Origin of the sequence: Glutamicibacter creatinolyticus (assembly GCF_006094275.1) — a bacterium.
Taxonomy (GTDB): domain Bacteria; phylum Actinomycetota; class Actinomycetes; order Actinomycetales; family Micrococcaceae; genus Glutamicibacter; species Glutamicibacter creatinolyticus.
The window spans coordinates 2,829,948-2,855,168 of record NZ_CP034412.1 but is presented as its reverse complement, the minus strand read 5'-3'; the positions used below and the strand labels follow the sequence as shown (position 1 = coordinate 2,855,168).

Annotated in this window: 24 protein-coding genes; 14 read left to right on the top strand and 10 right to left on the bottom strand. The window is 67.8% G+C overall.

All coding sequences use genetic code 11. From position 1 onward, the window contains the following. Positions 1 to 100: 100 nt before the first annotated feature. The 3 genes from GcLGCM259_RS13140 to GcLGCM259_RS13130 form a co-directional block, all read right to left on the bottom strand. Entirely contained in the window at positions 101 to 1,609 is a 1,509-nt protein-coding gene (locus GcLGCM259_RS13140) for an MDR family MFS transporter (protein ID WP_175419435.1), read from the bottom strand. A gap of 151 nt (positions 1,610 to 1,760) precedes the next feature. Then, positions 1,761 to 2,384 carry a TetR/AcrR family transcriptional regulator gene (locus tag GcLGCM259_RS13135; protein ID WP_138926886.1) on the bottom strand — a complete coding sequence of 208 codons (624 nt, stop codon included), beginning with the start codon at positions 2,382 to 2,384 and terminating at the stop codon, positions 1,761 to 1,763. Positions 2,385 to 2,608: 224 nt separating this feature from the next. Then, positions 2,609 to 4,897, bottom strand: a complete 2,289-nt coding sequence (locus GcLGCM259_RS13130) for a heavy metal translocating P-type ATPase (RefSeq protein WP_138926885.1) — start codon at positions 4,895 to 4,897, stop codon at positions 2,609 to 2,611. A 253-nt stretch (positions 4,898 to 5,150) separates the two neighbouring features. Here GcLGCM259_RS13130 and GcLGCM259_RS13125 point away from each other — a divergent pair, with 253 nt between their 5' ends. The 6 genes from GcLGCM259_RS13125 (at position 5,151) to GcLGCM259_RS13100 (ending at position 9,332) form a co-directional block, all read left to right on the top strand. Then, the gene (locus GcLGCM259_RS13125; protein WP_138926884.1) at positions 5,151 to 5,606 is read left to right on the top strand and encodes a DUF6153 family protein; all 456 of its coding nucleotides are present in this window, start codon (positions 5,151 to 5,153) and stop codon (positions 5,604 to 5,606) included. Positions 5,607 to 5,725: 119 nt separating this feature from the next. Then, positions 5,726 to 6,313, top strand: coding sequence for a DUF305 domain-containing protein (locus GcLGCM259_RS13120; RefSeq protein WP_138926883.1), 588 nt, complete (start codon positions 5,726 to 5,728; stop codon positions 6,311 to 6,313). A 77-nt stretch (positions 6,314 to 6,390) separates the two neighbouring features. Then, entirely contained in the window at positions 6,391 to 7,032 is a 642-nt protein-coding gene (locus GcLGCM259_RS13115; protein WP_175419433.1) for a CueP family metal-binding protein, read from the top strand. A gap of 139 nt (positions 7,033 to 7,171) precedes the next feature. Then, complete coding sequence (locus GcLGCM259_RS13110) at positions 7,172 to 7,657, top strand: carboxymuconolactone decarboxylase family protein (RefSeq protein WP_138926882.1); 486 nt, start codon at positions 7,172 to 7,174, stop codon at positions 7,655 to 7,657. Further along, complete coding sequence (locus tag GcLGCM259_RS13105) at positions 7,654 to 8,844, top strand: pyridoxal phosphate-dependent aminotransferase (protein ID WP_138926881.1); 1,191 nt, start codon at positions 7,654 to 7,656, stop codon at positions 8,842 to 8,844. Before GcLGCM259_RS13110 ends, GcLGCM259_RS13105 begins: the two co-directional genes overlap by 4 nt. A gap of 131 nt (positions 8,845 to 8,975) precedes the next feature. Further along, on the top strand, positions 8,976 to 9,332 hold the full coding sequence (locus GcLGCM259_RS13100; RefSeq protein ID WP_138926880.1) for a DUF2695 domain-containing protein: 357 nt from the start codon (positions 8,976 to 8,978) through the stop codon (positions 9,330 to 9,332). Between the two features lie 66 nt (positions 9,333 to 9,398). Here GcLGCM259_RS13100 and GcLGCM259_RS13095 read toward each other — a convergent pair whose 3' ends face one another. After that, positions 9,399 to 10,154, bottom strand: coding sequence for a DedA family protein (locus tag GcLGCM259_RS13095; RefSeq protein WP_175419432.1), 756 nt, complete (start codon positions 10,152 to 10,154; stop codon positions 9,399 to 9,401). A gap of 162 nt (positions 10,155 to 10,316) precedes the next feature. Between GcLGCM259_RS13095 and GcLGCM259_RS13090 the strand changes: the two genes are divergently transcribed. From GcLGCM259_RS13090 to GcLGCM259_RS13075, 4 genes are read left to right on the top strand one after another with little or no spacing between them, the layout of a single operon-like run. Then, on the top strand, positions 10,317 to 11,234 hold the full coding sequence (locus tag GcLGCM259_RS13090) for an ABC transporter ATP-binding protein (RefSeq protein ID WP_138926879.1): 918 nt from the start codon (positions 10,317 to 10,319) through the stop codon (positions 11,232 to 11,234). Beyond that, entirely contained in the window at positions 11,231 to 11,986 is a 756-nt protein-coding gene (locus tag GcLGCM259_RS13085) for an ABC transporter permease (protein WP_138926878.1), read from the top strand. The genes GcLGCM259_RS13090 and GcLGCM259_RS13085 overlap by 4 nt, the downstream gene beginning before the upstream one ends. Continuing rightward, the gene (locus tag GcLGCM259_RS13080; protein ID WP_175419431.1) at positions 11,983 to 13,107 is read left to right on the top strand and encodes a sensor histidine kinase; all 1,125 of its coding nucleotides are present in this window, start codon (positions 11,983 to 11,985) and stop codon (positions 13,105 to 13,107) included. The genes GcLGCM259_RS13085 and GcLGCM259_RS13080 overlap by 4 nt, the downstream gene beginning before the upstream one ends. Beyond that, positions 13,104 to 13,709 carry a response regulator transcription factor gene (locus tag GcLGCM259_RS13075; protein WP_138926876.1) on the top strand — a complete coding sequence of 202 codons (606 nt, stop codon included), beginning with the start codon at positions 13,104 to 13,106 and terminating at the stop codon, positions 13,707 to 13,709. Before GcLGCM259_RS13080 ends, GcLGCM259_RS13075 begins: the two co-directional genes overlap by 4 nt. Before the next feature lie 19 nt (positions 13,710 to 13,728). Here GcLGCM259_RS13075 and GcLGCM259_RS13070 read toward each other — a convergent pair whose 3' ends face one another. Together GcLGCM259_RS13070 and GcLGCM259_RS13065 are read right to left on the bottom strand one after the other, a co-directional pair. Next, positions 13,729 to 14,229: a DUF456 domain-containing protein gene (locus tag GcLGCM259_RS13070; RefSeq protein WP_138926875.1), complete on the bottom strand. Its 501-nt coding sequence runs from the start codon at positions 14,227 to 14,229 to the stop codon at positions 13,729 to 13,731. Positions 14,230 to 14,399: 170 nt separating this feature from the next. Next, entirely contained in the window at positions 14,400 to 15,758 is a 1,359-nt protein-coding gene (locus tag GcLGCM259_RS13065; protein ID WP_175419430.1) for a CynX/NimT family MFS transporter, read from the bottom strand. Between the two features lie 147 nt (positions 15,759 to 15,905). On the opposite strand from GcLGCM259_RS13065, the gene GcLGCM259_RS13060 reads away from it, so the two are divergent. Further along, complete coding sequence (locus GcLGCM259_RS13060; RefSeq protein ID WP_138927262.1) at positions 15,906 to 16,688, top strand: AraC family transcriptional regulator; 783 nt, start codon at positions 15,906 to 15,908, stop codon at positions 16,686 to 16,688. A gap of 92 nt (positions 16,689 to 16,780) precedes the next feature. Continuing rightward, positions 16,781 to 17,596 carry an enoyl-CoA hydratase/isomerase family protein gene (locus tag GcLGCM259_RS13055; protein WP_175419429.1) on the top strand — a complete coding sequence of 272 codons (816 nt, stop codon included), beginning with the start codon at positions 16,781 to 16,783 and terminating at the stop codon, positions 17,594 to 17,596. A gap of 76 nt (positions 17,597 to 17,672) precedes the next feature. Here the strand turns inward: GcLGCM259_RS13055 and GcLGCM259_RS13050 are convergent, their stop codons facing one another. Further along, the gene (locus GcLGCM259_RS13050) at positions 17,673 to 19,274 is read right to left on the bottom strand and encodes a long-chain-fatty-acid--CoA ligase (protein WP_138926873.1); all 1,602 of its coding nucleotides are present in this window, start codon (positions 19,272 to 19,274) and stop codon (positions 17,673 to 17,675) included. A gap of 277 nt (positions 19,275 to 19,551) precedes the next feature. Between GcLGCM259_RS13050 and GcLGCM259_RS13045 the strand changes: the two genes are divergently transcribed. Further along, positions 19,552 to 19,830, top strand: a complete 279-nt coding sequence (locus GcLGCM259_RS13045; protein WP_138175643.1) for a hypothetical protein — start codon at positions 19,552 to 19,554, stop codon at positions 19,828 to 19,830. Between the two features lie 78 nt (positions 19,831 to 19,908). On the opposite strand, the gene GcLGCM259_RS13040 is transcribed toward GcLGCM259_RS13045, so the two are convergent. From GcLGCM259_RS13040 to GcLGCM259_RS13030, 3 genes are read right to left on the bottom strand one after another with little or no spacing between them, the layout of a single operon-like run. Further along, positions 19,909 to 20,748: a glycosyltransferase gene (locus GcLGCM259_RS13040; RefSeq protein ID WP_138926872.1), complete on the bottom strand. Its 840-nt coding sequence runs from the start codon at positions 20,746 to 20,748 to the stop codon at positions 19,909 to 19,911. Between the two features lies 1 nt (position 20,749). After that, positions 20,750 to 22,297, bottom strand: a complete 1,548-nt coding sequence (gene rfaE2, locus GcLGCM259_RS13035) for a D-glycero-beta-D-manno-heptose 1-phosphate adenylyltransferase (RefSeq protein WP_138926871.1) — start codon at positions 22,295 to 22,297, stop codon at positions 20,750 to 20,752. Continuing rightward, on the bottom strand, positions 22,294 to 23,703 hold the full coding sequence (locus tag GcLGCM259_RS13030) for an aldehyde dehydrogenase family protein (RefSeq protein WP_138175649.1): 1,410 nt from the start codon (positions 23,701 to 23,703) through the stop codon (positions 22,294 to 22,296). Before GcLGCM259_RS13030 ends, rfaE2 begins: the two co-directional genes overlap by 4 nt. Before the next feature lie 257 nt (positions 23,704 to 23,960). Between GcLGCM259_RS13030 and GcLGCM259_RS13025 the strand changes: the two genes are divergently transcribed. Beyond that, the gene (locus GcLGCM259_RS13025) at positions 23,961 to 25,148 is read left to right on the top strand and encodes a glycosyltransferase family 9 protein (RefSeq protein WP_138926870.1); all 1,188 of its coding nucleotides are present in this window, start codon (positions 23,961 to 23,963) and stop codon (positions 25,146 to 25,148) included. Positions 25,149 to 25,221 lie beyond the last annotated feature (73 nt).

Below are 25,221 nucleotides of genomic sequence, written 5' to 3'. Positions count from 1 at the left end.
GACGGCGGGCCGAGCCTGCCGCGAAGGCCGCGGGGCGTAGCTAGTGACTTTGTCACTGCCTACGCCCCGCGGCCTTCTGTGCGTGTTGGCGGATCCTCCGCTACCGGGCGGCGAGCGGGGATTCGCGGATCATCATGGAGAGCAGCAGTGCGGCCCCGGCCAGGAACATCCCGATCAGGAAGATCTGCGGCATCGATCCGGCCACCGCCTGGGCCACCAACTCCTGGCTGCGCTGCGGCAGCCCTGCGATCAGCTCGGGGGTCAGTGAACCCACCCCGCCGCCGGCGGCATCCAGCTGCACCCCGGAGGCGTTCAGGTTGCCGGTGAAGGTGGAGACGAACACCGAACCGAATACGGCGATGCCGGTCGAGGCGCCAATCATGCGGAAGTAGTTGGTCGCACTGGTGGCCACCCCCAGCTGCTGATGCGGCACCTGCGCCTGGACAATCACCACCAGGTTCTGCATCATCACCCCGATTCCGAAGCCCACCAGCAGCATGCCGGTGGCGGCGAACAGGTAGCCGGTGTCCACGCCCATGGTGCCCAGGAACGCGAGCCCGCCCAGCATCAGCACCGGCCCGGAGACCAGGAAGACCTTGTAGCGTCCGGTGCGGGAGACCAGCCAGCCGCTGCCCATCGAACCGACCACGTTGCCCAGGGTCATGGGGATCAGCATCAGCCCGGACATCACCGCGCTGGCGCCGTTGACCAGCTGGAAGTAGGTGGGCAGGTAGGAAATCGTGGCGAACATGACCACGCCCACCAGCACGCCGATGGTGGTGGCCAGCAGCACCTGCCCGTTGCGGAACAGGCTGCCGGGCATCACCGGGGCCGCGGCGCGGCGCTCCACCAGTACGAAGGCGATGACCGTCAGCGCCAGGCCCGCGCCCAACCCCAGCACCAGCGCGGAGCCCCAGCCCTGCTCGCCGCCGAAGCTGGTCAGCAGGACCACCAGCACCGAGGCGATGCTCAGCAGCACCATGCCGGCGTAGTCCAGGGTTCCGGTGCGCCGCGGGGTGCCGGGCACGTGCAGGTACTTGAGGATGAAGCCCAGTGCGATCGCGCCCAACGGCAGGTTGATGTAGAAGATCCAGCGCCAGCCCCACGCCTCGGTGATGATTCCGCCCAGCAGCGGCCCGCTGATCGAGGCGACCGCGAACGCGGCCCCCAGCAGGCCCATGTACTTGCCGCGGTCCCGCGGCGGGACCAGGTCCGCGATGATGCCCTGCGCGCCGATCATCAGCCCGCCGCCGCCCAGGCCCTGCAGGGCGCGGAAGGCGATCAGCAGCGGCATGGATCCGGCCATCCCGCTGAGCACCGAGCCGGCCAGGAAGACCGCGATCGCGAAGACGAACACCGGCTTGCGCCCGAACTGGTCGCCGAGCTTGCCGTAGATCGGCAGCCCAATGGTGGAGGCCAGCACGTAGGCGGTGATCACCCAGGCCAGCTGGTCGAATCCGTGCAGTTCACCGACCATGGTCGGCAGTGCGGTGGCCACGATCGTCTGGTCCAGTGCGTTGAGCAGCACGGCCAGGATGAGTCCGGCGAAGACGAGCTTGAAGCCGCCGGTGCGAGTGGTCTCGCGGTTCTCCAGAAGTTTTTTAGTCATTGCCTGCCATCTGTTCCCTGCCAAGGGATGTGGATACGGGGCGGCGCACTGCAGCGGGCACCGCATTGCCATTAACGATACTGAGCAGTTTCGTTAATGGCAATACGGTGGCGGGGTGAGCTCCGGCACCGCCGGCAGCCAGGGGGCGGGGCTACTTCTGGTGATGCATCGCCGGCAGGATCACCTCGTCCACCACGCTTTCCACATAGGCGCGGTCCACCGGGCGGCGTTCGACCACCAGACGGTGGAAGACCATGGCCGGCAGGATGCCCCGGGTGGACTGGGTGCTGGACTGCGCGCCCAGCTCCCCGCGGGCCCGTGCCTGCTCCACCACGGTCTGCACCAGGTGCGCCCGCGGGGTGGCGATATTGGCCATGTACAGCTCGTGCAGCTGCTCGTCGCTGGGCAGGGCCGCCAACAGGTTCACGAAGATCGCATCGCGCATCGGATCCTGGGCGAACCAGATGGCGGTGAGCTGGATCAGGTCCTCGCGCAGCGACCCGGTGTCCGGGGCCGCGGTGTTCCATTCCAGGGAGCTGATCGCCGCGGCCAGCAGCTCGGTGCGCGAGGACCAGCGGCGGTACACGGTGGCCTTCGAGGCGCCGATGCGCGCGGCCACCTCATCCATGGTGAATTGGGCAAACCCCTGCTCGGCCAGCACCTGCTGGGCGCAGGTGAGGATCTGCTGATCGCGCGCGGCATCCCGGGGACGACCGCGGCGCGGGGTCGGGGAGGAAACGGCGGGGGGATTGGCGGGTTCTGCTTGATCACTCACCCTGCCAGTGTAGCCAGCGGGCGGCGCGAGGCCTGCGGGGCGCCCGGGCGTTGGGCAGCCCTTCGTGTGTTGCCGGTCACGGGGAAGGCAACCGGGGACCAGGCGGCGGTGGACGGTGTCTGGCGCAGGACACCGGCCACCGCCGCTTGCGCCTCGATTCGCGGGGGACCGGCTCCCTGCCCGGGTTGCCGCCGGGGCGCTTGGGGCCGGTGGGGGCGAGGCTGCTAGCGCTGCCCGGCCGTGGCCGGCTCCCGCTGCGGGGTCCGGCCTGCCGTCCCGGCCAGCTTATGCGGGTCCAGCTCCACGCGGCGCAGCAGCTGGGCGTTCAGCGCCACCACAATGGTGGACAGCGACATCAGCACCGCACCCACCGCCGGGGAGAGCACGAAGCCAATCGGGGCCAACACGCCGGCGGCCAGCGGCACCGCCACCACGTTGTAGCCGGTCGCCCAAGCCAGGTTCTGCAGCATCTTGCGGTAGCTGGCGCGGGAGAGCTCAATCATCGAGACCACGGCGCGCGGGTCGTTGCCGGCCAGCACCACCCCGGCCGATTCCATGGCCACGTCGGTGCCGGCGCCAATGGCGATGCCCACCTCGGCGCGGGCCAGGGCCGGGGCGTCGTTCACCCCGTCACCGACCATCGCCACCGACTTGCCGCGGCGCTGCAGCTCAACCACCTTGCTGTCCTTGTCCTCCGGCAGCACGTTGGCAAACACCTCATCGATCTGCAGTTCGGCCGCGACCGCGTCCGCCACCTGCTGGGCGTCCCCGGTGATCATGGCCACCTGGACCCCGCGCCGGTGCAGGGCCGCCACCGCGTCGCGGGAGGCCTCGCGCACCTGATCCTCCAGGGCCAGTGCCCCAATCACCTTTCCCTCGCGTAGCACGTGCAGGATGCTGGCGCCGCGCTGCGTCCAGGTGCTGATCTCCTGGGCAATTTCCGCCGGGGATTCCACGCCCAGCTCGCGCAGCAGGTTCGGTCCGCCCACGCGCACCTCTGCGCCGTCCACCGTGGCGCGCACGCCCCGGCCGGTCTGCGAGGAGAAGTCACTGCCGTGCAGCTGGTGGGCCGAGGCCTGCGGGTGCTCCTTGGCGGCCGCGACGATGGCGCGGGCCACCGGGTGCTCACTGTCGGCTTCCGCCGCGGCGGCCACGGAAAGCAGCTCGCCCTCGGAAACCGGGGAAACCGTCGCGGTGCTGGTCACCGCGTGGGCGCCCTCGGTCAGGGTGCCGGTCTTGTCAAAGAGCACCACGTCAATGTTGCGCATGCGCTCCAGTGCGATGCGGTTCTTCACCAGCACCCCGGAGCGCGCGGCGCGTTCGGTGGAGATGGCAATCACCAGCGGAATGGCCAGGCCCAGCGCGTGCGGGCAGGCAATGACCAGCACCGTCACGGTGCGCACCACCGCGTCATCGGGTTGGCCGATGAGCATCCAGATGATGAAGGTCAGGATGCCGGCACCCAGGGCAAACCAGAACAGCCAGGCGGCCGCCCGGTCGGCCAGCGCCTGGGCGCGGGAAGAGGACTGCTGGGCCTCGGAGACCAGGCGCTGGATTCCGGCCAGCGCGGTGTCCTCGCCGGTGGCCTGCACCTCAACGCGCACCGAGTTGTCCGTGGCCACCGTTCCGGCCACCACGTTCTGCCCGGCGTCGCGGTAGACGGTCTTGGACTCGCCGGTGATCATCGATTCGTCGAACTCCGCGCCGCCATCCACAATTCGTCCGTCGGCCGGAACGCGGGCGCCGGAGCGGACCAGGACGGTATCGCCGGCCTGCAACTGGTCCAGGGTCACGGTTTCGGTGCCGTTCTCGGTCACCTTCTCCGCCTCATCGGGTAGCAGTTCGGCCAGCGCGTCCAACGCGCCGGAGGCCGCGCCCAGGGCGCGCATCTCCATCCAGTGTCCCAAGAGCATGATGACCACCAGCAGCGCCAGCTCCCACCAGAAGTCGAGCATCAGCCCGCCAATGCCCAGGCTCGTGGCCCAGGAGGCGATCAGGGCCACGGTGATGGCCATGGCAATCAGCAGCATCATTCCCGGCTGGCGGGACTTCAGTTCAGAAACACCTCCGGAGAGGAAGGGCCAGCCGCCGTAGAAGTAGATGACGGTGCCCAGGATCGGGGCAATCCACTGGACCCCGGGAAATTGGGGAATCTGGTAGCCGAGCAGGTCGGCGAACATCGGGCTGAAGTAGACCACGGGAATGGACAGCACCAGGCTGATCCAGAACATCTTGCGGAACACGGCGGCGTGGTCGCCGTGGCCACCATGTCCGCCATGTCCACCATGTTCGCCGTGGCTGGCGTGTGCCGAATGGTCTTCGTGCCCGGCGTGATCCTGGTGATCCGCCGGATGCTGGTGCTCCAAGTGCTCCGCGTGCTGGGCGGAATGCCCTGCTTCGGCATGTAGGGCATGTTCCTGGCGCCCTTGGCGGTGTTCCGCGTGCGCTGAAGATTGCGGTTGTCTTGAGTGGCCGTGGCGGCCTTGGTGCTCTTCGTTCTCGGAGGTACTCATGATGCCCCTTTCGCGTTCGCTGTGGAAACCATGGGTTGTGGTTGCCCGTCCTGGTTAGAGCTGCCGGTGGCGGCTTGAGTGCTTTTCTTTTCCTCCACCACACCCGAGATTATACCCCCTAGGGGTATTAAATCCACTGAGGGTGAGCGAATCATCAGGAACAGACAAGGCCCCTGTCAGCCCACGCGCCGGCGTGAAGACGGAACTTCACTGCTTAGGGGGCTCACAGTCCGTGTGGCTAGAATCTGCAAATATGAGCATCCCACCCGTCCTGCGGCAGCCGCCGGCGCCTTCGGTGCCCGGCACCCTGCCCGGCATGTTGCGTGGGATTCTGCTGGCCGCGGCCGTCGTGGTGGGTTTGCTGCTGATGCATGGATTGAACCTGCACGGCACCGCACCTGCCCATGAGGCCCATCCCTTCACCGCCGCCGGGCAGGTGGCACAGACGCCGGCGGCCACTGACAACCAGCATCTGTTGGCCGATACCTCTGCCGTGGGATGCGCCGAATGCCAGAAAAGCGGTGACCAGCAGGTGGTGAGCGCCGCCTGTGTCGCCGCGCTGCTGCTGCTTTTCCTCACCCTCGGCGTGCTGCCAGCCTTCTGGGCCCGCCGCATCGGTTTCTGCCGGGCAGGACCAGGGTACCGCCTCCGGGCACGGCGCTTCCGGCCAAGCCCATCGCTGCACGCGTTGTGTATTAGCCGCACCTGATCGGCAGGCTCCCGCGCGCCTTCCTGCGCTTCCGGCGGGAGTCGAAAACCCATTCCCCGGCACGCGGACTTTCGATCCGTTCGTGCCCTCAGCGATGCGAAATCACGGAGAAAACCCACATGAAGAAGCCAACTGCCGTTCTTGCTGCCCTGAGCCTGGGCCTTGCCCCAGTGCTGGTCGGGTGCGCCACCCAGGATCAGGACCCGGGGGCCACCCCGGAGCAGACCGCCACCTCCGCCCCGGCAGCAAGCGTTAACGACGCGGACAAGTCCTTTGCCGCGATGATGAGCGTTCACCACGAACAGGCCATCGAAATGAGCGACATCGTCCTGGCCAAGCAGGGCATCGACACGCAGGTGACCAACCTGGCCGAGCAGATCAAGGAAGCCCAGGGCCCGGAAATCGAGAAACTGCAGTCCTGGCAGCAGGAGTGGGGCGTGGAAGAGTCCCACAACATGCACGACATGGGCCACGGGGACGGGATGATGAGCGAGGAAGACCTGCAGGCCCTGCAGGAAACCGAAGGGGTGGACGCCTCCAAGCTGTTCCTTGAGCAGATGATTGCCCACCACGAGGGGGCCGTGACCATGGCCGAGGACCAGATTCGCGACGGGTCCTACCAACCGGCCATCGATATGGCCGAACAGGTCGTCAACGATCAGCAGGCCGAAATCCAGCAGATGAAGGACATGCTGGCCGGCCTGTAACCGACCCCCAAAAAAACACTCCACTCCACGCGCGGTGGGCCCCTGGCCCACCGCGCACCCCAGCACGAGGAACCACCATGGCAAAGCCGACAACAACCAAGCACACCCGCCACCGCACCGCCACCGGACACACAGCCCGTGTCCTAGGAGTGCTCGCCGTGGGGGCGCTGGCCCTGAACGGGTGCAGCAGCACCCCGGAACCGGCCCCCACCACCAGCGTGCAGGCCGCCGACTCCACGCAGCAGTTCCTGACCGCCCAGGGGCTCGACGGATTGAACACCACCCAGATCATCGACCGGCTGGATGCCCTGCCGGTGAGCGAACGCAGCCAAAGCCTGATCGCCTCGGTGCGGCCCGCGGGACTGGTTCTCATGGATGACCAGCAGGAAGTCACCCTGCCGATGCCGGAGGACAAGTTCTACCTGTCCTTCGCCCCCTACCAGCAGCAGACCCACGACTGCCACTTCCACAGCCTGACCACCTGCCTGGGGGAGATGCAGAACTCCGACGTGAAGGTCACCGTCACCGACAACAAGACCGGGCAGAAGCTCGTGGACGAATCCATGCAAACCTTCGACAACGGATTTGTGGGGCTCTGGCTGCCACGCGGCATGGAGGGGACTCTGACGGTCGAGGCACAGGGCAAGAGCGGAACGACCAACATTTCCACGGTCTCCGATGAGGACGCGACCTGCCTGACCACCTTGCAGCTGACCTAGCCCCTCGGACCCGGGCAGTCGCACGCTGACCGGGAGCGAAAGGAAATTGGGGACTCACGCCGGCGGGCCGTGCCGGAACCGGCACGGCCCGCCGGCATCCGCTGGCTCGGGGAGCGGGGGCGCATACTAGACTCGGCTTATGGCTGTTTCTGATCCGCTGTTCCTGGACAAGTCCAATCCCGAGCTGTGGCGCTCCATCGTCGCCTTCTCCGAGCAGCTGGGGGAGTCGTACCGCAAGGCCGGCATTGGCGCCCGCTTGGCAGAACTGGTGAACCTGCGGGTTTCACAGATCAACGGGTGTTCCTACTGCCTGGACCTGCACACCCGCCGCGCCCTGGAGGCCGGGGAGAGCATGCAGCGCATCGCCCTGCTGGGGGTGTGGGAGGACGCGGATCTTTTTGACGAGCGCGAACGCGCCGCCCTGGTCATCGCCGAAGCCGCGACGGAGCTGCCGTGCCATGACGAGCGGGTCGCCGCACTGGCCAGCGCCCGAATGGTGCTCAGCGACGAGGAGTTCTCCGTCATCCAGTGGCTGGCCATCTCCATGAATGCGTTCAACCGCATCTCCATCCTCTCCCGCCACCCGGTGCGCCCGCGCGAATTCAAGGTGCAGGCCAAGAAATGAAGGTTTCCCGCCGCGCCCAGGTTCCGGGCTTTGAAGTCATGAAGATTGTCGAGCAGGTGGCGGTGTTGCGCGCCCACGGCCAGGACGTGATCTCCTTGTGCGTTGGCGAACCCGGTGGCGGCGCCCCCGGGGCCGTGAACGACCGGGCCGCCGCATTGCACGGCGAACACCAGGAATTTGGCTATACCCCCGCCCGCGGCCTGACCTCCACCCGCCAAGCGGTGGCCGGGCACTACCACCGCCAGTACGCGGTGCCGGTGCCGGTGGAGAACGTGGTGATGACCACCGGCTCCTCCGGAGCCTTCCAGCTGGCGTTCCTAGCCGCCTTTGACCAGGGAGACGTGGTCGCGCTGGCGCGGCCCGGATATCCGGCCTACGCCAACATCCTGCAGGCGTTGGGGCTAACAGTCGTGGATCTGCCCACCGGGCCGGCCGAACGTTTCCAACCCAGTGTCGAACTGTTGGAAAAGGCCCGGGCCGAACACGGACGACTGGACGGGCTGATCATCGCCTCACCGAACAACCCGACCGGCACCATGTTCTCCGAAGCCGAATTGGACCAGCTTGCCAGCTGGTGCCACGAGCAGGGGGTGCGGCTGGTCAGCGACGAGATCTACCACGGCATCGAGTTTGACCCCGAGCGTCGTTCGCAGACCGCCTGGAAGTATTCGGACAGCGCCATCGTTGTTTCTTCCTTCTCCAAATACTGGGGCATGACCGGCTGGCGGCTGGGCTGGATGCTGGTGCCCGACGACCTGGTCGAGGCCGTGGATGCGCTGGCCTCAAACCTAGCGCTGTGCGCCCCGGCCACGGCACAGCAGGCGGTGCTCGCGGCATTCGAGGAATCCAGCTACCGGGAGGCCGAGGAACGGGTGGCGGAGTTCGCCCGGACCCGCGCCCTGGTCCTGGAGGGGCTGCACAAGCTCGGCATTAGCCAGGCGGCCCCTGCCGACGGAGCGTTCTACCTTTACGGGAAGCTCGCCCAGGAGGTGTTGGCCGAATTTGAAACGGCCTCGGACTACTGCGCCGTCCTCTTGCAGGAGGCGGGAGTGGCCCTGACCCCGGGCGGCGATTTTGATCCCTTTGCAGGGCACCAGTACATCAGGCTGTCCTTTGCCGCCGGGTATGAGCGCGTGGCCGAAGCGCTGGACCGCGTCGAAGCATTCCTTGCAAGGCATGTAGGTTAGTCAACTGGGATTTGTAGGCAAGAGACCCATTGCGGGTGGTTGTCCACAAACCGGCGGCGACTGGCCGCGGCGCGGGCGTGAAGCGGTGAAGCTGGCAGGGACCTGATCCCTCCAGCAGTAAAGGAGCCGACATGTCGGATCTGCCCGAACCCGTGGACCACGAATGTCTGATCTGCTTTTTGTACCGAATGGCCCGGGACTTTGACTGCGATTGCACGCTGCGGTTCCTCATCCACTACCGGAACACCGCGGCACCACGCGCCACTGCCCTGGAACGCAAGATCAATCTGCTTGGTGCGTACTGTGACTGCGAGGTGTTGATGAACGCGGTACGCCCGGCCGGTGCGGCCACGGCCCGGCTGTTGGATGATGCCGCCGACATTGTCTGCCACGGAGTACGCCGCGGCTGCATCCAACCCTGTGACCAGTGGTTGATGCGCCGCGGCGTGCAATGGGGCGGCGGACAGTTCCGCCGCCGTTCTGCCTAGCCCTCCCTGCGCCGGGAGCCCCGCAGGCGGTTCCCCGGACGCAGGATGCCCGGCAGCCGTGGTGATCTAGTTGTTGGTGGAGTTCGAGCGGGATTCCTGAGCCGGAGCATCCTGGCTCTCGGCCTTGGCGTTCTTCCGCGCGGTCATCGATGCCTTGACCAACTCGAAAACGATCGGGATGATCGAGATGAAAACGATCAGGATGAAGATCAGGTCGATGTTCTGCTCGATCCACTCGATCTGTCCCAGCCAGTAGCCCAGCATGGTCACCCCGACGCCCCAGAGCAGGGCACCGAGAAGGTTGAACCACACAAAGGTGCTGTGCTTCATCTTCGCCACACCGGCGATGACCGGGACGAACGTGCGCACCACCGGCACGAAACGGGCCAGGACCACAGCACGGCCGCCAAAGCGCTCAAAGAAGTCGTGGGCACGCCGGACATTGGACTGCGAGAAGAAGCGGGAGTCCTCGCGTTTGAAGATCGCGGGCCCCGTCTTCTTGCCGATCATGTAACCGGTCTGGTCACCGGCGAAGGCACAGACGAAAATCGCCAGGCAGAACAGCCACAACGGGATGTGAATGGTTCCGGTGGCAATGAGCATTCCCACCGTGAACAGCATGGAGTCCCCGGGCAGGAAGAAGCCGACCAAAAGGCCGGTTTCGGCGAATACGATGCCGCACACCAGCAGCAGCACCCAGGGGCCGAGGGCAGGGTCGTTCAGGAATACGGCAGGGTTCAGCCAGTCAGGCAGAAACGCGGCACCCAGCGGCAGTACGCCGCCCTGGGATGCAAAAGAGGCTAGGGAAGAAAGATCAGGCACGGTAAGAAGATTACGGGATTATTCTGAGAGTTTCCCAGCCAATTGAGCGAAATCACCGCCCCCGCCGGCGCTAGACGCGATGCCGCCCCATGACATTCGTCATGCCCAGCTCATGACTTTTGGCTCTTCGCGTTGCCGCCCGCCCAAACCAGACTGGGAAACATGCAAACACTGACGAAAGCCGACGCCGTCACCCTGCAGGGGTTGGGCAAGACCTTCAGCGCCGGCGGCACCCGCGTCGAGGCGGTCAGGGACCTGGATTTGGTGATCCCCACCGGGCAGATCGTCGCGCTGCTGGGCCCCAACGGCGCGGGCAAGACCACCACGGTGGACATGATCCTCGGGCTCACCCCGCCAACCAGCGGCACTGCCTGCGTGCTGGGTCTGGACCCGCACCGCGCGGTCAAGAGCGGACGGGTCTCGGCGGTCATGCAGACCGGAGGGCTGCTGCGGGACATGACGGTACGCGAAACGATCACGGTCATCGCCTCCATGCACCGGATGACCGAACGGGTTGAAGCGGTCATACAGCGCACTGGCCTGGACGCCATCGGCAAGCGGCGGGTCGGCAAATGCTCCGGCGGTGAACAGCAGCGCATCAAGTTCGCCCTGGCCCTGCTGCCCGACCCGGATGTGCTGATCCTGGACGAGCCGACCGCCGGCATGGATGTGCGGGCCCGGCGTGACTTCTGGCAAACCATGCGGGCCGAGGCCACCGAGGGGCGCACCATCATCTTTGCCACCCACTATCTGGAAGAGGCGCAAAACTTTGCCGAACGCACGGTGCTGATGGCCCACGGCCAGGTGGTTGCCGACGGCGCCACCGAACAGCTGCGCCAGATGATCTCCGGGCGCAAGGTCGTGGCGACCCTGCCCACCGCCGCATCGATTGACCACGCACTAAACGGTGCAGGCCAGGTGCGGCTGGAGGAGCGCAACGGCCTTCGCGCCATCTTCCGCTGCCAGGACTCGGACGCTTTTGCCCGCCTTCTGCTGACCGAGTGCGGGGCCTATGACCTGGAGATCACCGCGCCCAGTCTGGAGGAAGCCTTCATTCACCTCACGCAGGACGCATCATGAACGCCACCTACATCCGGGTCGAGTTCGCCCGGCACCTGCGCGACGGCTACAACCTGGTCTTCTCCCTGCTGATGCCCAGCGCCATGTACGTGCTCTTTGGCAACATCCCCTCCTACACGGATCAGGAACTGGGCTTCGGCAACGTGAAGTTCTACGTCATGGTGTCCATGGCCGCCTACGGCGCGGCCGTCTCCACGGTGGCGATTGCCGGCACCGTGGCCACCGAAACCATGCAGGGCTGGGGCCGCCAGGTGGCGCTGACCCGCATGCCACCGGCGACATTTGTCTCCTCGAAGATGCTCGTGGCCACCACGGTGGCCGCGATCTCCTCGGCCCTGGTCTTTGCCCTGGGTGCGGCGACCGGGGCGCAGGTGAGCGAGAACTGGATTTGGGCGGCCAGCTACCTGATCACCATCGGCGGTTCGCTGATCTTTGCCTGCTACGGAATCGGGGTGGGCATGGTCTTCAAATCCGAGTCCGCACTGGGCCTGGCCGGTGGGCTGATGGTCTTCTTCGCCTTCTTCGGCAACGTGTTCATGCCGCTGGAGGGCATGATGCTGGACATTGCCCGGTTCACCCCGATGTACGGCTACGTGGCGCTGATCCGCTACCTGCAGTTGCGCGAGGTGGCCCCGGAAACCGGGTTCGCCCCCGACCCATTGTGGATGCCAGTGACTAATCTGGTGCTATGGGCAGTGATCTTCGCGGTGTTCGCGGTCGTTGCGACCCGCAAGGCGCGGGCGCGGCAGTGACGGGATTAGAGGCCTCGCAACGCGAGGCCGATGAGTTCTGGGCCCGTTTTGGCTGGTGGATCTCCGGGGTTTGGATCCTGTTTCTGATCTTCCCGGTCCTGCAGCTGATCCAGGGGGAGTACCCCGCCGCCATCCGGGTCATCGGGTTGGGTCTGACCGCGGTGTTCGCCGCCGTGTACCTGCGCGGCTATGCCCGGTTTTCCTGGGCGGTGGGTTTTGGCGGTGCCCGCCAGGCGGAGGCGTTGTGGTACTTCGGCGCGCTGGTGGGCATTGTGCTGCTGGGCATCCCGGTGCTGCGCAGCGGCAGCCTGGGCCTGATTCCGTTCATCACTTCCTATGCCGCCTTCCTGCTGCCGCGCAGGGTCCTGTACCCCACCTACGCGGTGGCCACGGTGCTCTGCTTTGCGCTGCCGGTCATTTTTGGCGATTTCCTGGACATGCTGTTTTTGATCGGCCTGAACCTGGTGCTGATGGTCATCTACTACGTCACCTCCAGCGCGATCGAGCATTCGGTGGCGGCCGAACAGTTGCGGGCGGACTACCTGGTGCTCAGCGAACAGGAACGAATGGCCCGCGACGTGCATGACGGGGTGGGGCATTCACTGACTGCCCTGAACCTCAAGGCCCAGCTGGCGTTGCAGCTGATGGACGCCGGGCAGTACGAGCGGGCCCGCGGCGAGGTGGAGCAGCTGTCCAGCCTGGCGGTCTCCGCCCTGGATTCGGTGCGCACCACGGTGCACGGGATCAACCGAGAGGATCTGGGTGCGGAGCTGGAGGAGCTGCGTCGGGCGTGCGCCGATAACGGGATTACCTTCAACCTGGTGGGCAACGCCGAACACATTCCCTCCGCGCTGCGCTCCCATGTGGCCTGGGTGGTGCGCGAGGCCATGACCAATGTGCTGCGCCATGCCCACGCCTCCGCGGTGTGGGTGCGCCTGGAGCAGCACAGCGTCAGCGTTGCTGATGACGGGGACGGGCTGGGCGCCGCCGCCGAAGGTCACGGCATCCGCGGCATGCGCGAACGGGCCCGGCTGTTTGGGGCCAGCTGTACGGTGGGGGAGTCGGCGCTGGGCGGCACCAGCGTGGACATTGATTTTGGGCGGACGGGGAGCAATACATGATCAGGGTGTTGATCGCCGATGACCAGCATCTGGTGCGCGGGGCGCTGGCCGCGCTGCTGAGCCTGGAGGCGGACATTGAGGTGGTCGCCGAATGCTCCGACGGGGACGAGGTGGCCGCGGCCCTGGCTGAACACCCGGTGGACGTGGCCCTGCTGGATATCCAGATGCCCCGGCAGGATGGGTTGAGCACCGCGATGCAGGTGCGGGCGGAGCATCCGGGGGTGAAGATCCTGATTGTCACCACCTTTGACCGTCCGGGATATTTCCGCCAGGCCTTCGACGCCGGGGCCCACGGCTTCCTGGTCAAGGACGCCTCCCCGGCCGAGTTGGCCGCCGCGGTCCGCCGGGTGTACGCAGGGGGCCGGGTGGTTGATCCGAAGCTGGCGATGATCAGTGTCCAGTCGGCGGTGAACCCATTGACGGAGCGGGAACGTGAAGTGCTGGCCCTGGCATCCAGCGGCCAGCCGGTGTCCGCGATCGCCACGCAGATCCACCTCTCCGTGGGCACCGTGCGCAACCATCTATCCAGTGCGATTGGCAAGACCAGTGCGGCGAACCGGATCGAAGCGGCCCGGGTGGCGCAGGACAACGGCTGGATCTAGGACGGTTTTCCGTTGCGCATCAGCGGGTGGCGAAGTGGGTGATCAGGCCGATGACCCAAATGGAGCTGGCCAACAGCACGCACCCAAATTCAATCAGGATGCCCCAGCCCATCGCCTTCAGCGCCGACCAGGACGAGTCAAAGGCGGTGCCCAGATCCCGGTGGCGGCGGGCTTCGCCGGCGAACAGGCCCACCGCGAAGCCGACGAACAGTCCGAGCACCGGGATGACGAAGGCGCCGATCACCGCGCCCAGCAGGGCCCAGAAGATGGAGCCGCGCGGCACCCGGTGTTGCTTGAGCTTGCGCCCGGTGAGCACCGCGGAGGCGGACCACCCCAGGGCGGCGATCAGCATGCCCAGGCCGGCCGCCCACCAGGAGGCGGCGCTGCCCAGCAGCCAACCCCACCCCAGCAGGGTCAGGATCGCCAGCAGGGAGCCGGGCAGCACCGGGAAGATGGTGCCCAGGGCGGAAACCACCAGCAGCACGCCAGCAAGGATGGTGTAAATGATCTGTGCGTCCACGGTTACAGTGTGACATGCCATCCCCGGTGGAACCCCCATTGGCCTTGCCGCCGATCACCCCGGGGGCAGGGCAAGCCAGGGCTGGGGCACTCGGGCTGGGAACGGGCCACGCAACACCACGGCTGCCCCCCAGCGGTGGCCGGTGCGCTGGTTGCCCGGAGGTTAGGGACCTAGGCTTCCACGCGCTCGGTGACCGCCGGGGTTGGCGATTCCGGATCCTGCCATCCGCGGGCCTGCACGAGCCGGGGACGGCTGGCGGCGATGCCGGCCACCAGCTGGGCCACCAGCAGCACGCCCAGGACGCCGATCGGCACGACCCATTCACCGGTGAGCCCGTGCAGCGCGCCGATGCCGATGGGCCCCAGGCCCGCTAGCAGGTAGCCAAAGCCCTGCGCCATGGTCGAGAGGTGGCCGGTGAAATGGGTGTTGGGTGAGCGCCAGACAATGTAGGACAGCGACAGGCTGATCGAGGCGCCCTGCCCCAACCCGAGCAGCGTCATCCACACCAGCGCGCCGGTGGCGGGGAGGAACGCCAGACCGAGGTAGGCGGCGCCGGTCAGGGCCACGGCCAGCACCACCGGCAGCCAGGTGGCCCGCACCCGCACGGCCAGGGCCGGGGTGAACAGTGAGGCCACGATGCCGGGGAAGGCGGAGTAGGCAAGCATCCACCCGGCGGTGCTGGCATCCATGCCGGCATCCTGCAGCATCGTGGGAACCCAGGCCAGCGCGACGTAGTAGCTGACGCTTTGCAGGCCCATGAGAACCGTGACCGCGATCGCCACCGGATCGGCGAGCATTGCCCGGAACGGCGGTTCACCGCGTTCGGTGGGGGCATCGGCCACGGCCGGGCTGGCCTTGAGCCGTCCCGGAAAGCGGCCCAGCTGCGGGACCCAGACCAGCAGCGCCAGCAGCGCGGGCACCGCCCAGAGCGCCAGGGCCGCCTGCCACTTCCCGTCCAGCGCGGTGACCAGGGGTGCGGTGAGACCCGATGCCAGGGCGGCGCCGACAAACAGCGCGGTGGAGTACAGGCCCATCATCAACCCCGCACGGTGCGCAAAGTCCTGTTTGATGGCTGCGGGCATCACCACATTGCCCACCGCGATCGCGGCGCCCACCAGCACGGTGCCGGCGAACAGGGCCAGCAGGCTGGGGTGCAGACGAAGCAGGATTCCCGCCGCGAGCGTCAGCATGGTCACGCCCAGCAGCCGGTGCATCCCGATCCGACGGGTCAGCCCGGGGGTGAGGAACGCGAAGACCCCGAAGGCGAAGACCGGGATGGTGGTGAGCAGGCTTGCCGCGGTGGCCGACAGGCCCAGCGTCTGGCGGATCTCTGCCAGGACCGGGCCGATCGCCGCCACGCCAATGCGCAGGTTCAGGCCGATCAGGATCAGCCCCGCACCGAGCAGCAGCAGCGCCCACCGGCCATGGGCGCGTTCGGCGGGCTGGCCCACCTCCGGGGCGGAGGGAGGTTCACCGCCGGGAACGGGATAGGTTTCCAGGGCAGCGGCGTCTTCGGGGCGCGGGGTCATCGGATCCTTGCTTCAACATCGTTCGGGGGATAAAAGTGCGTTGGGCCAGATCCCTGGCCGTGGTCGCCGGCCTTAGGCGCGGTGGTGCACTGTGCTTCCATGTTTTCGCCCGCCACCCCTGACGCTCAACCGGTAGAGTGACTCTTGATGCTGAAAACTCGCCACGACCTGCTTTCACCAGAGCAGACGCTGCTGCTCGGGCACGATCACTTCACGCCCGCCCACCTTCACGATGAAGGCCACCTGGTGTATCCGGCCAGCGGGGTGCTATCCATGCTCACCGATGCCGGATCCTGGATTGCCCCCTGGAACCGTGCGGTGTGGATCCCCGGAGGGTTCATGCATCAGCACCGCGCCCACGGCAACACCGACATGCGGATCGTTTTCATGGGAGAGCGTTTCGCCGCGCTGCTGCCCGAACGCCCGGCCGTGCTGGCCGTCTCGCCACTGGCCCGTGAGGCCACCCTTGCCCTGACCGGGCAGCGGCGGCGGGCAGCGGCGGTGCGTGACCGGTTGCGCATGGTGATCATTGATGAACTCACCGTGACGCCGGAACAGCCCCTGCACCTGCCCGAACCGCACAACGACCGGCTGCGCGCCGTCACCCGCCTGGTGGGACGCGACCTGGCCGACCCGGCCAGCCTGAGGGAACTGGGGCACCGCGTCGGGGCGAGCGAACGCACCCTCAGCCGCCTTTTCCAGGCCGAAACCGGAATGAGTTTCCGACAGTGGCGCACCCAGCTGCGCATCCACCACGCCCTGCTGTTGCTCACCGACGGGGTGTCCGTGCTCGATACCGCCACGGCCTGCGGGTGGAGCAACCCCAGCACCTTCATTGATGCATTCACCGCTCTGGTGGGGGTGACCCCGGGCAACTATCAGCGGACGCTGCATGCGCCGGCGGGAACCGGGCAGGAACGCTGGGGATGAGCTTGCCGGACAATGACCGCAAGGACGGGGCCAAGGGGCCGGGCGGCCGGAAAAACCCGGCGGCGGGCGAACCACGAAACCAAGGCACGGGGATGAAGCAAACCTTCCAGGAAATAACGGTGGACAGAAGCGGGCAGGTCGCGACCATCTGGTTGCGCAATCCGGCCCAGCACAACGCGCTGACGCTGGGCATGTGCCAGGAACTCATCCAGGCCCTGGCGTGCCTGGGGGAGGACCCGCACATCAGGTGCATCATTCTGCGCGGAGAGGGCAAGGAATTCAGCGCCGGCATCGCCATCAACGAGATGGACCGGGTGCTCTTCGATGAGGATCGACAGGGCAGCCCGCTGAACCACTTTGACCTGCTCGATACGGCCATCACGAGCTGCCCGGTGCCCACCGTGGCGGCCGTGGAGGGCAACTGCTTTGGTGGAGCGTGGCAGCTGGCCGCGGCTTGCGACATCCAGCTGGCGGCGGAGAACGTCCGCTTCGCCATCACCCCGGCCAAGCTCGGGCTGGTCTACCCGCAGCGCGGCATTGAGCGCCTGCGCGACCGCGTCGGCCAGAGCCGAGCCCGCTACCTGCTGTTCAGCGCCGCGTCCATCAGCGCGGCGACGGCCGTGGACTGGAATCTCTTCACCGACCTGGTGCCGGCCGACGGCATGGAGCGGGCGCTGGAGGACCTGACCGGGCGGCTGGTGGCCAATTCACCGTTCTCCATCCGGCAGACCAAGCAGGTCATGGGGATGGATCCTGCAAACGGGCAGGTGACGGAGCACTGGCGGCGGTTGTGGGCGCAGAACGCGACCAGCACGGACCTGGCCGAGGGGCGCCGAGCGTTCCTTGAACACCGCCGACCCGATTTTTCCACCCACCGACCCGAGGGCGAGGCGGGCCAGGATTCCTGAAGGTCCACACTGCTTCACGCCACGCTCCGGCCGGGACAGTCCGCAGGGTGCGAACCGTCCCGGCCGGCAGGCGGGCTTAAACCGTGGCGCTGTCCTGCCCGGCCAGGGTGCCCCGGCCCGGCGCGTCCTCCTGGCCGTGGCGTGCCACCAGCTCGCGCTTGAGGATCTTGCCGCTGGGACCCAGCGGGAACTCGGAAATGACCTCAATGTGGCGGGGGTACTTGTAGGCGGCGACCCGTTCGCTGATCCACGTGCCGATGCTCCGGGCGTCCAGGTTTGAACCGGCTTCCAGTGTCACCGAAGCGGCCACCTCCTGGCCATGGGTGGGGTGCGGCACCCCGTAGACGGCCGCGTTGGAGATCTCGGGATGGCTGATGAGCACCTCCTCCACCTCTCGCGGATAGACGTTGTAGCCGTTGCGCAGGATCATGTCCTTGGTGCGGTCCATGATGCGCAGGTAGTCATCCTCGTCCTTCGTTCCCAGGTCCCCGGTGCGGAACCACCCGTCCACCATTGCCTCGGCCGTCGCCTCGGGCCGGTTCAGGTAGCCGGAGAACAGGTTGTGGCCGCGGACCACCAGTTCGCCCAGTTCCCCGCGCGGCAGCAGCTTGATCGAATCGCGAACCAGCGGGTCGGCGATCTCCACATCCACACCCCACACCGGGGTGCCGATGGTGCCCGGACGCGGTTCGCGGCCCACATGGTTGAAGGTGGCGGCCGGGGAGGTTTCGGTCAGCCCGTAGGCCTCGTGGATGCGCGCCCCGAAGCGGGCCTCGAACGCCTCGAGCACCGCCACCGGCAGCGACGCGCCGCCGGAGACCCCGTAGCGCAGCTTGGTCGGCTTGTCGGTGCGCTGCCGTCCAGCCTCCAAAAGCGCCACATACATGGTGGGCACCCCGATGAACACGTCGATTTCCTCATCCAGCAGCAGGTCCAGGGCAGCCTGCGCGGTGAACTTGGGCAGCAGCATGAGTTCGCTGCCGGCCCGCAGCCCGGTGTTCAGCACCGCGGTCTGCCCGAAGATGTGGAACAGCGGCAGCCCGCCGAAGATCTTGTCTCCGGCGCGCATGTCAATGGTGTTCACCAGCAGGGTGTTGGTCTGCTCCACCAGGGCCAGGTGTGAACCCATGGCTCCCTTGGGCTTGCCCGTGGTGCCGGAGGTGTACAAGATGGTGGCCATGTTCTCCGGGTGCTGCGGAACATAGGTGGTGATCGCTTCCGCGCGCTGGGCCCGGTCCTCCAACCGGTCCGAGCCCAGCTCTTCCGGGGCCATGACGCTGAAGACCTGCACCCCGGCGGCCTGGGCGCCTGCGCTGCCCTCGCCCAGCAGCGGGGCGGCGCAGATCATGAGGGTGGCCTGCGAATCTTCCAGCACGTAGGCAATCTCGTGCCGCTTAAGCAACGCGTGGATCGGTACTACGACGGCCCCCAAGGACAACACCGCATAGTAGACCCGCGCGAAGTCGGTGACGTTGGGGATCAGCACCGCGACGCGGTCCCCTTCGGTGATGCCGTGTTCCCGCAGGGCGCCGGCATATGCCCGGGTCTCATCCCACAGCTGCGCGTAGGTGGTGCTCACCCCGCTCATGGTGATGGCATTGCGCTCGCCGAAGCGGGTGGCTGATTCGGCGAGGATCGCGGCAACGGACATGGTGAGGTTTGATGCTGGGCGAGTCATCGGTACTCCTTGCGGGATGGAAGTGTGAGTCCAGTCACAAACTGTGATTACTCCATAGTAGTGAAACTGGGTATCAATTCAAGGCATGAAGTGTCATGTTGGGTCATCGGGGGCGTCAAACCGCGCCAGCAGGGGTGTTCGGTGAACCTGAAAAGTTCCCGGTGGTCGTGGCCAGCGCGGCGCGCGCCTGCGTAGCGTGGCGCCTATGGGCACCGCGACCTGTCATCGCACACGCCCCGGTGCCCGCGGCAAACACCGATGAGTACTAGGAGGGAACATGGCTTCCGAATCGAAGACCACCGTGGACCACGATGAGATTCGTCAGTGGGTGGAGAAGAACGAGGGCAGCCCTGCCTGCGTGCGTTCCACCGGGGACGCGGATGACCCGGGCATCCTGCGCTTCGACTTCCCCGGGGGCGCCGGGGAGGACGCCTTGCAGCACATTTCCTGGGAGGACTGGTTCGACAAGTTCGACGCCGAACGCCTGGCCCTGCTCTACCAGGAGCACAAGGCCGACGGGGAGGCGAGCACCTTCTTCAAGATCGTCAAGCGCTGACCGGCAGCCAGGTCAGCTGGCAAGGACCCGGCCGACGGCAGCAGTGCCGTCGGCCGGGTCTTTGCCTGTGCCGTGGTTCTAGCCCTTGACGGGCCGCGGGGAATCCAGGACGACATCGGCCGCTTCGGTGGAGCGGTCGGTCACCGTGGTCTCGGATTCCAGGTGCACCGCGGGGGAGGGGATGAGCCCGGCCCCGCCGAAGCGCTCCATGACCCGCAGCTGCGCCACCATGTCCTCACCGGCGTGCGCCGCCGGCAGCTGGCGCCAGAATTCGAACCCGCCGCATTCCTCGAGCTTCGCCCGGTCAAAGAGCACGCAGCCGCCCACCCAGGCGACCTTGTACAGCCGCCACTGCTGCGGCCCGATCCCCAGCTGCTGGGCAATGTGGGACAGGTTCGCGGCGTTGTGCAGCGTCCAGCGCTCAAAGTTCGCATCCCCCGGACGCAGCCTTTCGGGCCGCGGCGGCTGCTCCCACAGCTCGAACGGTTCCTGCTCCTGGGGCCGGCGGTCCTTCAGGTAGGACAGCCCCTGCACGGCGGCCCCGATGAAACCGCAACCGGCCCAGTCCATGGCCTGCTGCAGCTGGCTGATCCCCTGCGGGGTGAGCCAGACGTCATTGTCCAGGAACAGGACCCGTTCCGCGGTGGCCCGGCGCAGCAGGAAGTCGCGCTGCTGGGCCATGCCGCGGCGCGGCAGGTTGCGTTCCAGGCTGACCGTCCGGCCCTGGATGCGCAGCACCCGGACCATCGCCTCCACGGCAGGGTGTTCCCACCCGGGCGTCGCGTCGTTCTGGTCGGCGATGATCACGCCGAACTCACAGTCCTGCTGGCCGGCCAATCCGGCCAGGGTGACCGCCAGTTCCGCTTCCCGCGCGAAGCTGGGAATCAACACCTGCAGACTTGGGGTTGTGCCCGCCATCTCAGCCTCCCGCTTCCGGGGACTGTTCGGCGACCTGGGCCGCCGCGCCGTTGCCGGCCGCCCCCTGCTGGGACATGCGGCGCAGCAGTCCGGTGGTGGAATGATCCGAGACGTAGTCCAGGATCCGCACCTGACCGCCGTACTCGCGCACGCTGGCGCTCTCGGCGAGCATCTGCTCGGTGTAGTCCCCGCCCTTGGCGTAGATCTCCGGCTGCAGCGACTGGATCAACGGCACCGGGGTGTCCGAGTCGAAGACCGTGACATAGTCCACGCAGCTGAGCGCCTCAATCACCGCGGCCCGGTCGGCGACCGGATTCACCGGCCGCCCCTCGCCCTTGAGCCGGCGCACCGACTCATCCGAGTTCAGGGCCACCACCAGCACATCACCCAGCTCCTTGGCCTGCTCCAGGTAGCTGGTGTGCCCCCGGTGCAGCACATCAAAACAGCCGTTGGTCAGCACCACGCTCTGCCCGTCCTCACGGTGCCGGGCAATGGCCTGCGCCAGATCCCCCGTATTGAAGTGCACCCGTGACGCGCCGCCCAGGTGGGCCCGCAGGTCCGCGGTACTGCACACCGAGGTGCCCGGACGGTGCACCACCACGGTGGCGGCGGCCTGCGCCAGCTCCAGCGCGATGTTGCGCGGCAGCCCGGCCGCGCAGCCCAGCGACAGGGCGGCCACGAATGTGTCCCCGGCCCCCGAGGCCTGCTTCTCGGTCACCGGCCGCGCCCACGTGCGGTGTTCGCGGCCGCTGGCGGTGAAGTAGATGGTGCCCTCCTGGTCCAGGGTGACCACCACCGCCCGGGACCCGGTCTGCGCCAGCAGCTCGGTGTGCCGCTCACGCAGCAGCGCCACCCGGTCCTGCGGGCGCTGGCCCTCCCACCCCAGCAGGCCCAGGGCCTCCTGAGCGTTGGGGGTGGCCAGGTCCGGGACCAGCGCGGCCCACGGGCGCGGGTCGTGGGCGTCAATGATCACCAGCTGGTCCGGGTCGCGGTCGGCCAGCTCGGCCACCAGCGCGTCATGCACCTGGCCGCGCAGCATCCCCGAATCGTAGTCGCACACCACCACAACGTCCGCCCCCTTCACGGCCGCGGCCACCCGGTCGGCGACCGCCTGCAGCGCCTCGGCGGGCACGGTGCGGGACTGCTCGTCGAGGCGGAAGAGGATCTGGTCCCCGCCGATGATCCGGTCCTTGGTGGTGGTGGCCGCCTGCTCGTGCTCCACCAGGGCGCTGGTGTCGATGCCCTCCTGCTCCAGCAGCTGGCGCAGCCTGATGCCGGCCCGGTCCCGGCCCACCAGCCCCAGCATCCGCACCGCCCCGCCCAGCCGGGCGGCGTTCATGGCGGTGTTCGCCGCGCCACCCGGCGCGTAGGAGCGTTCACGGACCTCCACCACCGGGGCCGGGGCCTCACGGCAGAAGCGTTCGATGTCCCCGTGCCACCAGCCGTCAAGCATGACATCGCCGACCACGGCCACCACCGGGGCGGCCTCGGCCAGCAGCTGGGGGACCTGTTCGGTCAGGGCGTGCAGTTGGTCTAGTGGCGACTTCATGGGGTCCTCCGTTCCGGGGCGCTCACGTGGACGACCTTGGTGAGCGTGAATTCATCCAACAGCTCCGGCCCGTAGCCGAAGCCGGCGCCGCTGTCCCCGCGGGGTTCGGCCGCTCCGCCCGGAGCCCCGCCGAAGACCGCGTTGACCTTCACGGTGCCCACCGGCAGCCCGGCGACGGCCTGCTGCAGGTGGGCGATGTCGGCGGTGAGCACGCTGGCGGCCAGCCCATAGCGTCCGGCGCGGGCCTTGGCCAGTCCCTGTTCGAAGTCGTCCACGACCTCCACCGGGGCGATTGGTCCGAAGGTTTCCTCGTCCATGACGCGCATGCCCGAGGCGCACTGCAGCAGCACCGTGGCCGGGTAGTGGGCGCCGGGTCCCTCGGGCAGCATCCCGCCCTCGGCGGCGACCGCGCCGCTCGCCAGTGCCTGGCGCACCTGTTCGTGCACGCCCTCGCGGTGGGCGGCGTCAACCAGCGGCTGGAAGTCGCCCGAGGCGTTGCGCTGGCGGGCCTGCTCGGTCAGGGCCCGGCAGAATTCGGCGGCGATGTCCCGGTGCACGTAAATGCGTTCCACGCTGGTGCAGATCTGCCCGGCGTTGGCGAAGCAGCCCAGCGCGGCCTGCTCGGCCGCCCACTGCGGGTCCACCCCGGCATCCACCAGCAGCGGGTCGTTGCCACCGTTTTCACGGATCAGATGCGCCGAGGTGGCGGCGGCGACCTCGGCCAACCGGGCGCCGGTGGCGCTGGAGCCCACGTGGGCGATCACCTGCGCCTGCCCGGCCTCGCTTAGCACCCGCCCGGTGGCGGCATCCCCGAGCACGGTGCTGAACACCCCGGGGGCGAAGATCGGTTCGAGCAGCTCGCCCAGCCGCGCGCCCACCTGCGGGCAGCGTTCGCTGGGCTTGTGCACCACGGTGTTGCCGGTGACCAGTGCGGCCCCGATCAGTCCGGCCGCCACCGCGACCGGGTCGTTCCAGGGGGTGAGCAGCAGTGCCACGCCGCGCGGTTCACTGACCGTGTAGTTGGTGGCCAGCTGGTCACCGCACAGGGAGTGCCCGCGGTGCACCGGGCCCAGCTCGGCGTACTGGCGCAGCGTCGCGGCCCCGGCCTGCACCCCGCCCAGGGAATCCTGCAGCGGCTTGCCGGTTTCCCGGCGGTTCAGCTCGGCCAGTTCCTCGGCGGCGTCCTCCAGGGCCTGCGCGGCCCGGTGCAGCAGCTGGCCGCGCTCGGCAGGACTGGTGGCGGCCCAGTCGGCGGCTGCCGTGCGGGCGGCGGCCAGGGCCCGGTGGGCTTCCTCGGGGCCGGCGATGGGGAGGGAGCCGACCTGCTCGCCGGTGGCCGGATCCATGATCACCATTTGCCCGGTGTCGCGGTCTGCTTGCGTGCTTGGTGCCGGAGCGGTGGACATCGCGTTCCTCCTTCAGTCAGAAAATCAGCTCTCAAAGCTCTGGTTCAGCGGCCCCGGGCACCCAAGGTGTCCACAAGGCCCTGCTACCGCTGAGGTACCCGCTTGGCGGCATTTCAGTCACCGCGGACCCAAGTTCCCGGCAAGTGCTCAGGATCACGTTGCCAACCTCCGCCCGGCGGTAGGGTATGCCCTCAGAAGCCCATCTGACGGCGCGAATGCGCCCCGGGAGCATGTGTGGCAGGAAAGGCAAGGAGATAATGAACGAGACCGCCGTCGGGCCCGTGGCCCCACCTTTCGAATCCATTGGGAGCATCGCCGTGCTGCGTGGCGGCGGGTTGGGAGACCTGCTGTTTGCCATGCCGGCCATTCATGCGCTGGCCGCGGCCTATCCGCAGGCCCGGATCACGCTGCTGGGCACTCCGCTGCATGCCGAACTGCTGGCCGGCAGGCCCGGACCGGTGGATGAGGTGGCGGTGCTGCCCTTCGCCGAAGGTGTGCGCCCGGGCGGCAGCGGGGACGCTGCCGCGGATGCGCAGCAGGTGCAGGACTTCCTGGCCAGGATGCGTGAACGCGAGTTCGACCTGGCCGTGCAGGTACACGGCGGGGGACGGTTCTCCAACCCCTTCCTGCTGGAACTGGGCGCGAAGCACACGGTGGGCACCCGCACCGAGGACGCGGCGGAACTTGAACGCACCATCCCGTACCACTACTACCAGCACGAGGTCCTTCGGGCCCTGGAGGTGGCCGGGATGGCCGGGGCCACCACCACCGCGTTGAGCCCGCGCATCGAGGTGACCGAACACGACCGGGACGAGGCACGCACGGCGTTGGAGGCACTGGCCCGCAGCCTGCCGGACGCCGCCGGGCGCCGGGCACCGCGCCTGGCGATCCACCCCGGAGCCTCCGACGCACGCCGGCAGTGGCCGGTCGAGTCGTTCGCCGCCCTGGCCACCCGGGCCGTGACCGACGGCTACCAGGTGCTGCTGGTCGGTGCCGGGGCGGAGGCCGAACTGTGCCGGCGGATCTGGGAGCAGGTGCCCGCCGAGCAGCGCGAGGCCGTGCACGTGCTGGCCGGGAAGCTCAGCCTCCCGGGCCTGGTCGGGGTGCTGGAGTCCGCGGATGTCATGCTGGGCAATGACAGCGGGCCGCGTCACCTGGCCCAGGCGGTGGGGACCCCCACCGTGGGAATCTTCTGGGCCGGGAACATGATCATGGCCGCCCCGCTGGAGCGCAGCCGCCACCGGGTGCACCTGGGCTGGGTGACGCACTGCCCGGAATGCGGCATCGACGTGACCCAGGTGGGATGGAATGCCCCGCGCTGCGACCACACCTTCCCGCTGACCGCTGCGGTGAGCGTGGATGAGGTTTATGCGAATATCACCGACCTGACCGCCAGCGGCGAGCTGCTCTCGGCAGGACGCCAGCTGCAGAGCGCGACCGAGTAGCCAACGCCCGCAGCCCGAAACGCAGAGGAGAACACCGCGGGGCGAAGCGAACCGTCTACCGGTCCGCTTCGCC

Excerpts from the sequence above, each read along its gene's own strand:
- GcLGCM259_RS13050 (WP_138926873.1), bottom strand. The coding sequence starts at position 19,274 with ATGACTCGCCCAGCATCAAACCTCACCATGTCCGTTGCCGCGATCCTC.
- GcLGCM259_RS13090 (WP_138926879.1), top strand. The coding sequence starts at position 10,317 with ATGCAAACACTGACGAAAGCCGACGCCGTCACCCTGCAGGGGTTGGGC.
- GcLGCM259_RS13105 (WP_138926881.1), top strand. The coding sequence starts at position 7,654 with ATGAAGGTTTCCCGCCGCGCCCAGGTTCCGGGCTTTGAAGTCATGAAG.
- GcLGCM259_RS13065 (WP_175419430.1), bottom strand. The coding sequence starts at position 15,758 with ATGACCCCGCGCCCCGAAGACGCCGCTGCCCTGGAAACCTATCCCGTT.
- GcLGCM259_RS13030 (WP_138175649.1), bottom strand. The coding sequence starts at position 23,703 with ATGTCCACCGCTCCGGCACCAAGCACGCAAGCAGACCGCGACACCGGG.
- GcLGCM259_RS13110 (WP_138926882.1), top strand. The coding sequence starts at position 7,172 with ATGGCTGTTTCTGATCCGCTGTTCCTGGACAAGTCCAATCCCGAGCTG.
- GcLGCM259_RS13100 (WP_138926880.1), top strand. The coding sequence starts at position 8,976 with ATGTCGGATCTGCCCGAACCCGTGGACCACGAATGTCTGATCTGCTTT.
- rfaE2 (WP_138926871.1), bottom strand. The coding sequence starts at position 22,297 with ATGAAGTCGCCACTAGACCAACTGCACGCCCTGACCGAACAGGTCCCC.
- GcLGCM259_RS13025 (WP_138926870.1), top strand. The coding sequence starts at position 23,961 with ATGAACGAGACCGCCGTCGGGCCCGTGGCCCCACCTTTCGAATCCATT.
- GcLGCM259_RS13060 (WP_138927262.1), top strand. The coding sequence starts at position 15,906 with ATGCTGAAAACTCGCCACGACCTGCTTTCACCAGAGCAGACGCTGCTG.
- GcLGCM259_RS13115 (WP_175419433.1), top strand. The coding sequence starts at position 6,391 with ATGGCAAAGCCGACAACAACCAAGCACACCCGCCACCGCACCGCCACC.
- GcLGCM259_RS13085 (WP_138926878.1), top strand. The coding sequence starts at position 11,231 with ATGAACGCCACCTACATCCGGGTCGAGTTCGCCCGGCACCTGCGCGAC.
- GcLGCM259_RS13130 (WP_138926885.1), bottom strand. The coding sequence starts at position 4,897 with ATGAGTACCTCCGAGAACGAAGAGCACCAAGGCCGCCACGGCCACTCA.
- GcLGCM259_RS13140 (WP_175419435.1), bottom strand. The coding sequence starts at position 1,609 with ATGACTAAAAAACTTCTGGAGAACCGCGAGACCACTCGCACCGGCGGC.
- GcLGCM259_RS13040 (WP_138926872.1), bottom strand. The coding sequence starts at position 20,748 with ATGGCGGGCACAACCCCAAGTCTGCAGGTGTTGATTCCCAGCTTCGCG.
- GcLGCM259_RS13045 (WP_138175643.1), top strand. The coding sequence starts at position 19,552 with ATGGCTTCCGAATCGAAGACCACCGTGGACCACGATGAGATTCGTCAG.
- GcLGCM259_RS13055 (WP_175419429.1), top strand. The coding sequence starts at position 16,781 with ATGAAGCAAACCTTCCAGGAAATAACGGTGGACAGAAGCGGGCAGGTC.
- GcLGCM259_RS13125 (WP_138926884.1), top strand. The coding sequence starts at position 5,151 with ATGAGCATCCCACCCGTCCTGCGGCAGCCGCCGGCGCCTTCGGTGCCC.
- GcLGCM259_RS13120 (WP_138926883.1), top strand. The coding sequence starts at position 5,726 with ATGAAGAAGCCAACTGCCGTTCTTGCTGCCCTGAGCCTGGGCCTTGCC.
- GcLGCM259_RS13075 (WP_138926876.1), top strand. The coding sequence starts at position 13,104 with ATGATCAGGGTGTTGATCGCCGATGACCAGCATCTGGTGCGCGGGGCG.